Genomic DNA, 13,928 nt, shown 5'->3' with positions numbered 1-13,928 from the left:
TTGGCTAATGCTGGGGCCGCTTCGCGCCCCTGCACCCTATTCCCGCGCACGATATCGAGCCTGCACAAAACCACTTGGGTTAACATACCGTCCTCGCTCGCCGGCCACCCCGGCCACTCAATGAACGCCCAACGACCAGGTGAGGCACAAGCTTTCCTGCTCCCATCCAACGGATCATCCATGCGTCTGTTTCACACCTCCGACTGGCACCTGGGCCAAAGCCTGCATGGCCAGGACCGCGACTTCGAACACGCCTGCTTCCTCGACTGGCTGCTCGGCCAACTACGCCTGCGCCAACCCGATGCCCTGCTGATCGCCGGCGACATCTTCGACACGGTCAACCCACCGGTCAAAGCCCAGGAGCGGCTCTACGACTTCATCGTCCAGGCCCACGAGCAACAGCCGAAGCTGGACATCGTGATGATCGCCGGCAACCACGACTCCGGCTCGCGCATCGAGCTGCCGGCAGCGCTGATGCGGCGCCTGCGCACCCATGCCCTGGGCCGGGTGCACTGGCTCGACGAGGGCCAGCTGGACGCCGAACGCCTGCTGATCCCGCTGACCAATGCCCGTGGCAAGGTCTGCGCCTGGTGCCTGGCCCTGCCCTTCCTGCGCCCGGCGGAGGTCACCGGCCCACAACTGGGCGACGACTACCTGCAAGGCATCACCCAGGTGCACCAGCAATTGATCGCCGCCGCCCAGGCCAAGCGCAAGAAGGACCAGGCGCTGGTCGCCATCAGCCATGCGCACATGGCCGGCGGCGCAGTCTCCGAGGACTCCGAGCGCAGCCTGATCATCGGCAACGCCGAGGCCCTGCCGGCACGCCTGTTCGACAAGGCCATCAGCTACGTCGCCCTGGGCCACCTGCACAAGCCGCAGCGGGTCAACCGCGAAGCACGCATCCGCTACAGCGGCTCGCCGATCCCCCTGTCGTTCGCCGAGATCGGCTACCCGCACCAGGTGCTCGAGGTGGAGCTCGACGGTGCCGAGCTGGTCAGCATCGAGCCGCGCCTGGTGCCGCGTGCCGTGGCCCTGCAACGCATCGGCCCGGCGCCGCTGGGCGAGTTGCTCGAGCAACTCGCCGAGTTGCCGGTGGTCGACCTGCTCGAAGACCCCAACCGCCAGCCCTGGCTGGAGGTGCGCGTGCGCCTGGACGAACCGCAGCCCGACCTGCGCCAGCAGATCGAGGCCGCCCTGGCCGGCAAGGCCGTGCGCCTGGTGCGCATCGGCGCCGAGTACGCCGGGCGCGGCAACCAGGACGATGACGAGCTGGCGTTCGTCGAACTGGCCCAGATGACCCCGCAAGACCTGTTCAGCCGGGCCTGGGAGCAGGCCTACGGCAACCCCGTCGACGAACAGGCACTGGCCGACTTCGCCCTGCTGCTGCAGGACGTCCAGCTGGAGGAGGAGCAGCCATGAAGATCCTTGCCATTCGCCTGAAGAACCTGGCCTCCCTGGCCGGGCCGATCGACATCGATTTCACCGCCGAGCCCCTGGCCGGCGCCGGCCTGTTCGCCATCACCGGGCCCACCGGCGCCGGCAAGAGCACCCTGCTCGATGCCCTGTGCCTGGCCCTGTTCGGCACCGTGCCGCGGCTCAACGACATCGGCCGGGAAGCCAAGGTGCCGGACGCCGACGGCGAGATTCCGACCTACGATCCGCGCAACCTGCTGCGCCGAGGCACCGGCAGCGGCCATGCCGAGGTCGACTTCGTTGGCATCGACGGCCGCCGCTACCGCGCCCGCTGGGAGGCCAACCGCGCCCGCGAGAAGGCCAACGGCAAGCTGCAGCACAGCCGCCAGAGCCTCTACGACCTGGACAGCGAGCAACTGCTGGGCAGCGGCAAGAACGAGTACAAGCAACTGGTCGAGGCACGCCTGGGCCTGAACTTCGAGCAGTTCACCCGCGCGGTGATGCTGGCCCAGAGCGAGTTCGGCGCCTTCCTCAAGGCCGACGACAAGGAGCGCAGCGAACTGCTGGAAAAGCTCACCAACACGGCGATCTACACCCGCCTGGGCCAACGCGCCTTCACCAAGGCCAGGGATGCCGGCGAAGCCCACCGGGCCCTCGAGGCGCAGGCCAGTCTCCTGCTGCCGATGGCCGCCGAGGCCCGTGCCGAGCTCGACCAGCGCCTGGAACAGGCCCAGCAGCAGTTCAAGGCCGAGCAGGCACGCGAGCGCCAGCTGGAGCAACAACGGGCCTGGCTGAACGAGCGACAGCAGCTGCAAGCCCAGCACAGCGAGGCCGGCGAAGCCCTGAAAGCGGCCGAACAGGCATGGCAGCAACTGGCCGACCAGCGCCTGGACCTGCAACGCCTGGAGCGCCTGGCGCCACAGCGGCACCAGTTCCATCGTCAGCAGGCCCTGGCCGCCCAGCTTGCGCCCCTGGCCACGACGCTCGAACAACAGCAGCGCCAGCAGGAAGCCCTGCAGGCCCAGACGGTCGAGCTGGAGCAAGCACTGGCCGTTGCGCGCCAGGCCCTGGCCGAGGCCCAGGCCAACCAGGGCGAGAACACCCCACGCCTGCGCCAGGCCTTCGCCGCCCAGGACAGCCTGACCCGCCTCGACCAGGAACTGGCCAGGCTGCACGCCGCCGGGCAGCAGGCCGACCAGACCGTTGTCGAAGGCCAGCAACAGCTGCAACAGCTCGAACAACAGCAGCAGCGCAGCCTCCAGCAACTGGCGCAGATCGAAACGGCACTGGCCGAGAGCGCTCCGCTCGCGGCCCTGGGCAATGCCTGGCAGGCCTATCGCGGCCAGCTCCAGCAGCTGTTGCAGATCGGCAATCGGCTCAGCCAGGGGCGCGACGAGCTGCCGGGCCTGCAGGCGCAGGCCAGCCAGGCCAATGCCCAATGGCAGGAACAGCGCGATGCCTTCGAGCTGCTGTTCCGCGAAGCCGGCGCCGAACCCCAAGCCCTGGCCGAACAGCTCGACCTGCTCGGCAGCATGCTGCAGGACAACCGCAAGCAACAGCGCGCCGTGGAGGAACTGGCGCGCCTGCACGCCCGCCAGCAAGAACTGCAGCACAGCCTGCATGCCCTGCGCGAACGCCAGCAGCACGCCCTGCAACAGCGCCAGCAACTGATCGGCGAAGGCCAGGCGGCCAAGACCGAGCTGGAAGCCGCGGAGCAGGCCCTGGCCCTCACCCGCCAACTGCTCGAACGCCAGCGCCTGGCGCGCACGGCCAGCGTCGAGGAACTGCGGGCGCAACTGCGCGACGGCGAACCCTGCCCGGTGTGCGGCAGCGCCGAGCATCCCTATCACCAGCCCGACGCCCTGTTGCAGAGCCTGGGCCGCCGTGATCAGGCCGAAGAAGCAGCGGCCCAGGCCCAGGTGGACACCCTCAACGCCCGCCTGGTGGAACTGCGCACCCAGGTCGGCGTGGTCAATGGCCAGATCAAGGAGTACCAGCACCAGCAAGCCCAACTGGGCGAACAACTGCCCCCCCTGGAGCAACAGCTCGCCGCCCATGCCCTGTGGCCGGCGCTTTGCGCCAGCGCCGAGGACGACAAGGGCCGCGCTGCCTGGCTGGAAGCGCAGCTGCGCCGCCTGGACGAGGAGATCGGCCGTGACGAGCAGCGCCAGGCCGCCCTGCTCACCCTGCAGAAGGACGCCGCACGCCTCAACCAGCAATTGCAGGCCGCCAGCGAGGCCCAGCAACAGGCCCAGCGTCGCCTCGACCAGCAGCACCAGGCCCTGGCCGCCGACCAGGAGCGCCTGGAGCAGGCCCTGGCCGACTTTGCTGGTGTGCTGCCTGCCGATATTCTCCAGGCCCTGCGCGACGAGCCCTCGCACACCTTCCTCGCCCTCGACCAGCAGGTCACCCAGCGCCTGCAACAACTCGAACAACAGCAGGAAGAACAGCAAGAGCAGCAACAGCGCCAGCAACAACTGGAGCGCCTGCACGACCAGCAGCAATCACGCCTGCAGCGCCAGGCGGAGTTGCAACAGCAAATCGCCAGCCTCGCCGAACAACAGCAGCGAGCTCGCACCACGCTGGGCGAGCTGCTGGGCGAGCATGCCAATGCCGAGGCCTGGCAGCAGCACCTGGAGCAGCAGGTGGAACAGGCCCGCGCCGGCGAAGCCGATACCGCCCAGCGCTTGCAGGAAGCACGCACCCAGGGTGTGCAACTGGCCGGCGAACGCAAGGCCAACGCCGCCCGCCTGCAGACGCTCGAACAGGAACACCAGCAGTTGCAGGGCGAGATCGCCCAATGGCGCGCCGCCCACCCCGAACTGGACGACGCCGGCCTGGACCGCCTGCTGGCCATGGATGAGGCCCAGTTGGGCGACCTGCGCCAGCACCTGCAAGCCGCCGAGAAGGCCGTCGAACAAGGCCGCGTGCTGCTCCAGGAGCGCGAACAGCGCCTGCAGCAGCATGCCGCCCAGGGCAATGTCGAGGCCTCCGTCGAAGACTTGGAGCAATGGCTTGGCGAACTGCGCGAGCAGTTGGCCACCCAGGAACAGCAATGCGCCGAACTGCGCGCCCAACAGGCCGACGACCAGCGCCGCCAGCAGGCACACCAGGCCCTGGCCGAGGAAATCGAGCAGGCGCGCCAGGAGTGGCAACGCTGGGCTCGGCTCAATGCGCTGATCGGCTCGGCCACCGGCGACGTGTTCCGCAAGATCGCCCAGGGCTACAACCTCGACCTGCTCCTGCACCACGCCAACAGCCAGTTGCGCCAGCTGGCCCGGCGCTACCGCCTCAAGCGCGGCGGCAGTGCCCTCGGCCTGCTGGTGCTGGACACCGAGATGGGCGACGAGCTGCGCTCGGTGCATTCGCTGTCCGGCGGCGAGACCTTCCTGGTTTCCCTGGCCCTGGCCCTGGGCCTGGCATCCATGGCCTCGAGCACCCTGCGCATCGAGTCGCTGTTCATCGACGAAGGCTTCGGCAGCCTCGACCCCGAGTCGCTGCAACTGGCCATGGACGCCCTCGACGGCCTGCAGGCCCAGGGACGCAAGGTCGCGGTGATTTCCCACGTGCAGGAGATGCACGAACGCATCCCGGTACAGATCCAGGTGCGCCGCCAGGGCAACGGCCTGAGCGAGGTGGAGGTGTGCGGGTGATCCTCTACTCGTTCCGCCGCTGCCCCTGGGCCATGCGTGCGCGCCTGGCGTTGCGCTATGCCGGCTGCCCGGTGGAGATCCGCGAGGTGGCGATGAAGCACAAGCCCGCCGAGCTGCTGGCGCTGTCGCCCAAGGGCACGGTGCCGGTGCTCGATACTGGTGAGGGGGTGCTGGAGGAAAGCCTGGACATCATGCGCTGGGCGCTGGAACGCCACGATCCCCAGGACTGGCGCCTGCAGGCCGACCCTGCCGCTGCTGCCCAAGGCGAGGCGCTGATCGTGCGCAACGACAGCACGTTCAAGGCGCAGGTGAACCTGTACAAGTACGCCGAGCGTTATCCCGAGCAATCGCGGGCGCACTACCGCCAGCAGGCCGAACCCTGGCTGGCCGAACTGGAGGCGCTGCTCGCAAGCCGCCCCTACCTGCTCGCCGACCACCCGAGCCTGGCCGATGCGGCTCTGCTCCCCTTGATGCGCCAGTTTGCCGGGGTCGAACCGCAATGGTTCGCCGAGGCGCCTTACCCGCGGGTGCGCAGCTGGTTGCAAGGGTGGCTGGATTCAGCGTTGTTCCAGGCCATCATGGCTCGGTAGCGGAGTCTTTGGGGCTGCTGCGCAGCCCCGCCACTCAAATCGCCAGGATCGGCGAAGAAAACAGCAACAGCACCACCGCCGCGATACGCCACATCATGCTCCACCTCCCGGAGGGTCAATAATCCAGCGTCAAATTCAAACACATGGCGTTGTGCTATTACCAGACCCTTTTCACGCTTCAGTGACTGTTCTTGCCGCTCAGCGCCGCATGGAAGTGCGCACTTTGCTGCAGGTACTTCTCGGTGTAGCTGTGGGTGGCGGACGATTTGCTACGCACCTCGACCTGGGCATGGGCCGGCAGGACGACGGAGGCGGAAATGGCGGAAGCGGCGATGACCGGAAAGAGATTGAAGTTCATGCGGGCTGCCCTCGACTTCGGTGGTTTGACAGTGGCCCCGATGGGCCTTGGGTCAAACTTACGCCGCCGAGGCTGTGCACAGAAATTCATTGCGGCAGTAACGATTATCACGCCGATTGATAATCACTCGATGAACTTGAGGTCCGAGGGGGCCGCCTGGGGCAGGGTCTGCACGGTCTCGCCGAGCATGCCGCTGCGCGGATCGCGACGCATCACCACGATCTGGTCGCTCTTCTGGTTGGCCACCAGCAGGAAGTTGCCGCTGGGGTCGAGGCTGAATTCGCGCGGGTGATCGCCCTCCACCGAGCGGCGCTGCAAGAAGGTCAGCTGGCCATCGTCCTTGCCCACGGCATAGACCACGATCTCGTTGGCCGTGCCGCGGTTGCTGACATACAGGAAGCGCCCGTCGGCCGACAGGTGCAAACCTCCCGCCGCCTTGGCCGCAGCCTCCTGGCGCTCGGTCAGGGGCAGGCGCTGGCGCTCGTTCAGTGCACCGTCCTGGACGTCGAAGGTCACCACTTCGCCGCTCATTTCCAGGGTCAGGTAGGCATGCTGGCCCTTGGCATCGAACAGCAGGTGGCGCGGCCCACTGCCGGGCGGCAACGCCACCGAGGCGGGAATCGCCGGGCTCAGCGGGCGTTCGGTACTGGCGCCATCGTAGCGGTAGATGAACACCTTGTCGGCGCCCAGGTCGCTGGCATAGAGGTGGCGCCCCTCGGGCGACAACACCACCGAGTGCACATGGCCACCGACCTGGCGCTCGGCGTTGACCTTGCTGGGCGCATGGCGCAGTTGCTGGACCACCGGCTTGAGCTTGCCGTCGCGCGCCACCGGGATCACCACCAGGCTGCCACCCGGGTCGGGGGCGACGGCGTAGTTGGCGACGAACAGGTAGCGCTGGTCATGGCTGAGGCTGGCGTGGGTCGGCTCATCACCCAGGCTTGCCACCTGGTTGAGCGGCTTGATCTGGCCCTTGGCACTGAGCGAGAAGCTGCTGACGTGCCCCTTCGGCGTCTCGTTGACCGCGAACAACTGGCGCTGGTCGGCCGAGAGCACCAGCCACGAGGGGCTCACGCTCTTGACCACCTGCTGGGGCTTGGGTTCGATCCGGCCACTGCGCGTGTCGAACGCATAGCGGTAGATCCCCTGGCTGGCGCCCTCGGTATAGCTGCCCACCAGCAAGGTGGCAGCGTGGGCATCGATCGCCAGGCCCATGAGGCTAGCGCTCAGCAGGTGCTTCCAGGTCCGCTTCATCATCGTCATCTTCCGAGGCGCGCAAGGCACTCATACAGACTAGCCGATGCTCGCCCTGGCCATCGTCGAGGCGCCAGTCGTCGCCTTCGGCCACGGCAGCGGCGACCTGCTCGGTGGTGAAGTGCCAGCGACGGAGCTGGCGCCCGTCCATGCACTCGACGGTGAGGCCCGAGGCGTCGAAGGTGAAGTCGAAGGCGTGCAGGCCGTCGATCAGGAGCATGTCGCAGGTGTGCAGGGCGGTGGCGAGGGTGGTCATGGGGATACCCGGAAAGAAATAGGTGGCCATTATAGCCAGGGGCCGCATGGCGGCCCCCTTTTTGATCAATGCGCGAAGATCGATCCGCCCTCCTTGCCCGCCAGCTTATGCGGCTTGATCAGGAAGCGCGCCAGCGCCGGCAACAGCCACAGGGCGCCGAACATGTTCCACAGCAGCATGAAGGTCAGCATCAGGCCCATGTCGGCCTGGAACTTGATCGCCGAGAAGATCCAGGTGCAGACGCCGATGGCCAGGCACAGGCCGGTGAACAGCACGGCCTTGCCGGTGGAGCGCAGGGTCTCGTAGTAGGCCTCCTGCAGCGGCAGGCCGGCGCGCAGGAAGCTTTCCAGGCGGCTGTAGATGTAGATGCCATAGTCCACGCCGATGCCCACGCCGAGGGCCACCACCGGCAGGGTGGCGACCTTCACGCCGATGCCCATGAAGGCCATCAGCGCGTTGCCCAGCACCGAGGTCAGCACCAGCGGCAGGACGATGCACAGGGTCGCGGCGAAGGAACGGAAAGTGATCAAGCACATCACCGCCACGCAGATGTACACCAGCACCAGGATGGTCAGCTCGGCCGACTTGATCACCTCGTTGGTGGCCGCCTCGATACCGGCGTTACCGGCCGCGAGCAAGAACTGCAGGTCGTCGCGGTTGTGGCTGTCGGCGAAGGCCTTGGCCACCGCGGTGACCCGCTCCAGGGTCTCGGCCTTGTGGTCGTTGAGGAACACCAGCACCGGCGCCAGGGAGCAGTCGGCGTTGTACAGGCCGTCGGCACGGGCGATGGAGTTGTTGAGGATGTCCGGGTTGCGCGACAGGGTTTCCCACTTCAGGCTGCCCTCGTTCATGCCCTTGATCACCTGCTTGGACACGGTCACCAGGGAAATCGCCGATTGCACCCCCGGGGTGTTCTCCATGGTCCACATCAGCTCGTCGATCGGCGCCATGGTCGAGTGGATCGAACAGCTCTCCGACGGGGTCTTGACCATGATCACCAGCACATCGGAGCTGGTCGAGTAGTTGCTGATGATGAAGTTGTTGTCCTGGTTGTAGCGCGAGTCGGGACGCAGCTCCGGGGCACCCTGGTCGAGGTCGCCGATCTTCAGGTTCTGGCTGTACCAGAGCCCGCCGGCGAAAGCCAGCAAGGCCAGGCCGACGGACACCGGCGCCACCTTGGGGCTGGCGAAGTTGGACAGCAGGCGCCAGAACGGGTGCTCGCGGGTCGCATCCTTCTTGCTGCGGGCGATGGCCTTCTGGCTGATGCCCACGTAGGAGATCGCCACCGGCAGCAGGATCAGGTTGGTGAAGACGATCACCGCCACGCCGATGGAGGCACCGATGGCCAGCTCGCGGATCACCCCGATGTCGATGATCAACAGGGTGATGAAGCCCACGGCATCGGCGAGGATGGCGATCATCCCCGGCAGGAACAGCTGGCGGAAGGTGCGCCGGGCAGCGGTCAGGGCGTTGTCGGCGCCGCTCGACTGCAGGGCGATGCCGTTGATCTTCTGCACCCCATGGGAGATGCCGATGGCGAAGATCAGGAACGGCACCAGCATCGAGTACGGGTCAAGGCCGAAGCCCACCGCGTGCATCAACCCCAACTGCCAGACCACCGCTACCAGGGTGGTGATGAGCACGGCGATGGTGCTGCGGATGCACCAGGTGAACCAGTACAGCAGCGCCCAGGTGATGGCCAGGGCCACACCGAAGAACATCGCCACCATCACCAGGCCGTCGATCAAGTCGCCGACTTTCTTGGCGAAGCCGACGATGTGGATCTTCACGTTGGGGTTCTGGGCCTGGAACTTGTCGCGGATCTTCTCTTCCAGCTGGTGCGAGAACTGCTGGTAGTCGAGCGCCAGCAACTTGCCCTGGTCCTGCGGGTCCGGGTAGTTCTCCAGCAGCGGCACGTCGACGATGCTGGACTTGAAGTTGTTGGCCACCAGGCGCCCGACCTGGCCAGACTTGAGCACGTTGTCGCGCAGCGCATCGAGGCTTGCGGGCGAGCCGTCGTAGGTGTTGGGGATGACCTCGCCACCGGCGAAGCCATCCTCGGTGACCTCGGTCCAGCGCACGCTCGGGCTCCACAGCGACTTCAGCCCCGCGCGGTCGACGCCGGGGATGTAGAACACCTCGTCATGGATCTGCCGCAGGGTCTCCATGTAGTCCTTGTCGAAGATGTCGCCGTTGACCGCCTCGACCGAGATGCGCACGGTATTGCCGAGGTTGGCCAGGTCGTTGCGGTGCTCGAGCATCTGTTCGATGAACGGATGCTCCAGCGGGATCATCTTCTCGAAGCTGGTGGACGGGCGGATCTGCGTGGCCTGCCAGAACAGGAAGATGCTCACCAGCAGGCACAGGAAGATGACCACCGGCCGGTTGTTGAAGATCAGCCGCTCGAGCAGGGTGGCCTTGTCCTGGTGGTGCTGCTGGTGCATGTCGAATGTCTCCCGGTGGGTCATGGCTGCACCTCCTCGGCACCTTCGGCGGTGGCCAGGTGCACGCCGCCCTGGCCGACCAGCAGCAGGCGACCGTCGGCCAAGCCACTGACCCCTGCCAGGGCGATGCGATCGGCCCGGTTGTAGACCGTGAAGGTCTGGCCGTCGTCGTGGCTGCGCAGCACGCTGCCGCCATTGCCGACCAATACCAGGCTGCCATCATCGAGAAGCGTAGCGCTTGCCAGGCCGAATTCGAGCGGGCCACGGGCGGCTTCGACGTCGATCGATTGCCAGCTGTCGCCGAAATCACTGGAACGCAGCAGGTTGCCGCGCAAGCCATAGGCCAGCAAGGTACGTGGCTGTGCGGTACCGATCACGCCGAACAGCGACCCCTCGTAGGGGCTTTCGACCGTGGACCAGGTCTGGCCGTCGTCGCTGGAGCGGAACATGCTGCCCTGCTCGCCGACGATGAACAGGCCGGCGTCCTTGACCCTGGCGATGCCGTTGAGGTGCAGTTGGTCGGGGTTGTCCAGGCGCTCGGCGACGTCCTGCCAGTGCTGGCCGCCGTCGGTGGTCTCCAGCAAGGCGCCGTAGGCGCCCACGGCGAAACCGTGGCGGGCATCGAGGAACCAGATATCGAGCAAGGGGGCTTCGCGAGCGAGGTCTTCGAACTGCTTGCTCCAGGTGGCGCCGCCATCGTTGCTGGCGAGGATCTGGGCGTCATGGCCCACGGCCCAGCCGCGCTTGTCGTCGAGGAAGAACACCGCCGTGAGCAGTTGCCGGGTGGGCACCCGGGCCTGGGTCCAGGTCTTGCCCTGGTCGTCGGAGAACAGGATATGGCCACGGTCGCCCACCACCACCAGGCGCTTGCCGGCGTGGGTGGTGTCGATCAGCAGGCTCTGGCTGGCCTTGGCCGACTCCGTCGAATACGCCTCGGCCGCCGCCGCGCCCACACTGCCTGCCCACGTTCCCAGTGCCAGCGCCAGCATCGCGCCAGCCGCCAGTGACCAGGCACCACGCCTGGCATCCGCCATCAGCCGTTCCCTCATGACCGTCCCCTGTTGTGTTCTTGTAGTGGGTCAATCTATTGGCAGGTACTGCGAAAACCCTGTTCCAGAGCCCTGCAATAGCTTGGGGGCCATCCTATCGGGGATATCGGCAGAAAGACAACGAGTGGGACGTTATGTTTTGTTAAGCATCTGAAGGGATCGCGGGGCCGATCAGTCAAGGCATCGGTGATCAATCGGGGCTGCTTTGCAGCCCCGTATCGACCCGTCCTACGCCAGGCTCTTGCTCACCACTTCATACACATCGCTGGACAGCGCTCCCGACGCCAGGATCCGCTCCAGCTCGCCACGCATCAACGCCTGGCGCGCAGCATCGTACTTGCGCCAGCGGGTCAGCGGCGCCAGCTGGCGCGAGGCGATCTGCGGGTTGAAGGCGTTGAGTTCGATCACCAGGTCGGCGAGGAAGCGATAGCCCGAGCCATCGGCGGCATGGAAGTTCACCAGGTTCTGCCCGGCGAAGGCGCCGACCAGGGCACGCACCTTGTTGGGGTTCTTCAAGGTGAAGGCCGGGTGCTGCATCAGCGCCTTGACCCGCGCCAGGCCACCCGGCAGCGGGCTGGCGGCCTGCACGCTGAACCACTGGTCCATGACCAGCGGGTTGTCCTTGAAGTGCTCGGCGAAGGCCTCCAGGGCCTTGGCCCGCTCGGCCTCGAACGGCGAGTTGACCAGCACCGCCAGGGCGGTGAGGCGCTCGGTCATGTTGTCGCACTGGTCGAACTGCTCCAGGGTCGCTTCCAGCACCTCGGGCCTGCCGCTGAGCATCAGGTACGACAGCGCGATGTTCTGCAGGCTGCGGCGGGCGAAGTGCTCGGCCTCGGCGACGTAGGCGGTGTTGCGCGACACCTCGCGGTTGGCCTGGTAACGCGCCCACAGGGCATCGAACAGTTGCTCGGCGATCTGCTTGCGGGCGAACTCGCGGGCGGCGTGGATGGCGTCGACGTCGGCCACCTGGCTGATCTCGGTGAGGTAGGCCTCGCCCGGCAGCGACAACATCTCGGCGACCATGGCCGCGTCGAGCGCTTCGTTGCCCAGCACGGTGCCCAGCGCATCGACCAGGCGCTGGTCGAGGCTGAGCGCCTCGCCACGCTGGTGCTGGCCGATCAGCTCCTGCAGCACCTGCACCGACAACTGCTGGCCCGCTTCCCAGCGGTTGAAGCCATCGCTGTCGTGCTGCATGAGGAACATCAACTGGTCGCGGTCGTAGGGGAAGCCCAGCTTGACCGGCGCGCTGAAGCCGCGCAGCAGCGACGGCAGCGGCTTGGCGGCGATGCCTTCGAAGGTGAAGGTCTGCTCGGCCTCGGTCACCGACAACACGCGGCTGGTGCCCTGGGGCACGGCTTCGCCGGCCAGACGCAGCGGCAGGTCGTTGCCTTGGGCATCGAGCAGGCCCAGCTCCACCGGGATCACGAACGGCTGCTTCTGGACCTTGTCGGGCGTCGGCGGGCAGCTCTGGCGGAAGGTCAGGCTGTAGGTCTGCGCCGCGGCGTCGTAGGCCTCGCTGACCTCCAGGCGCGGGGTGCCGGCCTGGCTGTACCAGCGCTTGAACTGGGTCAGGTCGACGCCGTTGGCGTCTTCCATGGCCTTGATGAAGTCGTCGCAGGTCACCGCCTGGCCGTCATGGCGCTCGAAGTACAGGTCGCTGCCCTTGCGGAAACCCTCGGTGCCCAGCAGGGTGCGGACCATGCGCACCACTTCGGCACCCTTCTCGTACACGGTCAGGGTGTAGAAGTTGGAGATCTCGATGAAGCTGTCCGGGCGCACCGGATGGGCCATAGGGCCGGCATCCTCGGCGAACTGGTGGGTGCGCAGGTAGGCCACGTCCTCGATGCGCTTGACCGTGCGCGAGTTCATGTCGGCGCTGAACTCGGCATCGCGGAACACCGTGAAGCCTTCCTTGAGCGACAGCTGGAACCAGTCGCGGCAGGTCACGCGGTTGCCTGACCAGTTGTGGAAGTATTCGTGGGCCACCACGCCTTCGACCCGTTGGTGGGCGGCATCGGTGGCGGTCTCGGCGCGGGCCAGCACGCAACTGGAGTTGAAGATGTTCAGGCCCTTGTTTTCCATGGCGCCCATGTTGAAGTCGTTGACCGCGACGATCATGAAGATGTCCAGGTCGTACTCCCGGCCATAGACCTCCTCGTCCCAGCGCATGGACTTCTTCAGGCTGGCCATGGCGTGGTCGCACTTGTCGATGTTCTCCGGCTCGACGTAGATGCGCAGGGTGACGTCCCGGCCGGACTGGCGGGTGAAGCTGTCCTCGACGCACCACAGGTCGCCGGCGACCAGGGCGAACAGGTACGCCGGCTTCATGAACGGGTCTTCCCAGGTCGCCCAGTGCCGGCCGTCTTCGCCCTGGCCTTTTTCGAAGGTGCCGCTGCCGACCGGGTTGCCGTTGGACAGCAGCACCGGGTAGCGATGCTGCTCGGCGATCACCGTGGTGGTGAAGGTGCTCATCACGTCCGGGCGGTCGAGGTAGTAGGTGATCTTGCGAAAGCCCTCGGCCTCGCACTGGGTGCAGAACATCTTGCCGGACTTGTACAGGCCCTCGAGGGCCGTGTTGCTTTCCGGGTGGATCTTCACGCTGGTGTCGACGGTGAAGCGCTCGGCCTTGGGCTGCAGGGTCAAGCTGTCATCGTCGAGCTGGTAGTCACCGGCGGCCAGGGGCTGGTCGTCCAGTTGCACGCCCAGCAGCTCCAGTTGCTGGCCATCGAGCACCAGCGGCGGCAGGCCCGCGCCACGCGCGGGGTTGCGGCGCATGACCAGTTGCGCATGGACCAGGCTGTGGTCCTCGAACAGCTCGAAGGTCAGGTGCGTCTCGTCGATCAGGTACTCGGGCGCCTGGTAGTCCTTGAGGTAGATCACTTGCGGTTGTTCGGTACGCATGGTGGCGGTC

9 protein-coding genes are annotated in these 13,928 nt (G+C 66.6%); 3 read left to right on the top strand and 6 right to left on the bottom strand.

What is annotated here, in order from left to right; genetic code table 11:
* The first annotated feature begins 180 nt into the window (after positions 1-180).
* From WCE05_RS08550 to WCE05_RS08540, 3 genes are read left to right on the top strand one after another with little or no spacing between them, the layout of a single operon-like run.
* Positions 181-1,419: an exonuclease SbcCD subunit D C-terminal domain-containing protein gene (locus tag WCE05_RS08550; protein ID WP_225786996.1), complete on the top strand. Its 1,239-nt coding sequence runs from the start codon at positions 181-183 to the stop codon at positions 1,417-1,419.
* Positions 1,416-5,066 carry an AAA family ATPase gene (locus tag WCE05_RS08545; RefSeq protein ID WP_368815748.1) on the top strand — a complete coding sequence of 1,217 codons (3,651 nt, stop codon included), beginning with the start codon at positions 1,416-1,418 and terminating at the stop codon, positions 5,064-5,066. The genes WCE05_RS08550 and WCE05_RS08545 overlap by 4 nt, the downstream gene beginning before the upstream one ends.
* Positions 5,063-5,656 carry a glutathione S-transferase gene (locus WCE05_RS08540; protein WP_225787155.1) on the top strand — a complete coding sequence of 198 codons (594 nt, stop codon included), beginning with the start codon at positions 5,063-5,065 and terminating at the stop codon, positions 5,654-5,656. The genes WCE05_RS08545 and WCE05_RS08540 overlap by 4 nt, the downstream gene beginning before the upstream one ends.
* Before the next feature lie 178 nt (positions 5,657-5,834).
* Here WCE05_RS08540 and WCE05_RS08535 read toward each other — a convergent pair whose 3' ends face one another.
* The 6 genes from WCE05_RS08535 to pepN form a co-directional block, all read right to left on the bottom strand.
* Complete coding sequence (locus WCE05_RS08535; RefSeq protein WP_225786998.1) at positions 5,835-6,014, bottom strand: hypothetical protein; 180 nt, start codon at positions 6,012-6,014, stop codon at positions 5,835-5,837.
* 123 nt (positions 6,015-6,137) lie between these two features.
* Positions 6,138-7,268, bottom strand: a complete 1,131-nt coding sequence (locus WCE05_RS08530; RefSeq protein ID WP_225787156.1) for a lactonase family protein — start codon at positions 7,266-7,268, stop codon at positions 6,138-6,140.
* Entirely contained in the window at positions 7,234-7,524 is a 291-nt protein-coding gene (locus tag WCE05_RS08525; protein ID WP_253080978.1) for a DUF5629 family protein, read from the bottom strand. The genes WCE05_RS08530 and WCE05_RS08525 overlap by 35 nt, the downstream gene beginning before the upstream one ends.
* A gap of 65 nt (positions 7,525-7,589) precedes the next feature.
* Entirely contained in the window at positions 7,590-9,992 is a 2,403-nt protein-coding gene (locus tag WCE05_RS08520) for an RND family transporter (protein ID WP_225787000.1), read from the bottom strand.
* Positions 9,989-11,017 (bottom strand): WD40/YVTN/BNR-like repeat-containing protein, encoded by a 1,029-nt coding sequence (locus WCE05_RS08515; RefSeq protein ID WP_368815747.1) that lies wholly within the window; start codon positions 11,015-11,017, stop codon positions 9,989-9,991. The genes WCE05_RS08520 and WCE05_RS08515 overlap by 4 nt, the downstream gene beginning before the upstream one ends.
* Positions 11,018-11,245: 228 nt before the next feature.
* Positions 11,246-13,918 (bottom strand): aminopeptidase N, encoded by a 2,673-nt coding sequence (gene pepN / locus WCE05_RS08510; RefSeq protein ID WP_253080977.1) that lies wholly within the window; start codon positions 13,916-13,918, stop codon positions 11,246-11,248.
* Between the last annotated feature and the right edge of the window lie 10 nt (positions 13,919-13,928).

The sequence above is a fragment of the Pseudomonas sp. I2 genome, from assembly GCF_040984075.1.
GTDB lineage: Bacteria > Pseudomonadota > Gammaproteobacteria > Pseudomonadales > Pseudomonadaceae > Aquipseudomonas > Aquipseudomonas guariconensis_B.
The sequence above is the reverse complement of the archived record's forward strand: the minus strand, read 5'-3'. Positions and strand labels throughout refer to the sequence as shown.

Excerpts from the sequence above, each read along its gene's own strand:
- WCE05_RS08545 (WP_368815748.1), top strand. The coding sequence starts at position 1,416 with ATGAAGATCCTTGCCATTCGCCTGAAGAACCTGGCCTCCCTGGCCGGG.
- WCE05_RS08550 (WP_225786996.1), top strand. The coding sequence starts at position 181 with ATGCGTCTGTTTCACACCTCCGACTGGCACCTGGGCCAAAGCCTGCAT.
- WCE05_RS08525 (WP_253080978.1), bottom strand. The coding sequence starts at position 7,524 with ATGACCACCCTCGCCACCGCCCTGCACACCTGCGACATGCTCCTGATC.
- pepN (WP_253080977.1), bottom strand. The coding sequence starts at position 13,918 with ATGCGTACCGAACAACCGCAAGTGATCTACCTCAAGGACTACCAGGCG.
- WCE05_RS08520 (WP_225787000.1), bottom strand. The coding sequence starts at position 9,992 with ATGACCCACCGGGAGACATTCGACATGCACCAGCAGCACCACCAGGAC.
- WCE05_RS08530 (WP_225787156.1), bottom strand. The coding sequence starts at position 7,268 with ATGAAGCGGACCTGGAAGCACCTGCTGAGCGCTAGCCTCATGGGCCTG.
- WCE05_RS08515 (WP_368815747.1), bottom strand. The coding sequence starts at position 11,017 with ATGAGGGAACGGCTGATGGCGGATGCCAGGCGTGGTGCCTGGTCACTG.
- WCE05_RS08535 (WP_225786998.1), bottom strand. The coding sequence starts at position 6,014 with ATGAACTTCAATCTCTTTCCGGTCATCGCCGCTTCCGCCATTTCCGCC.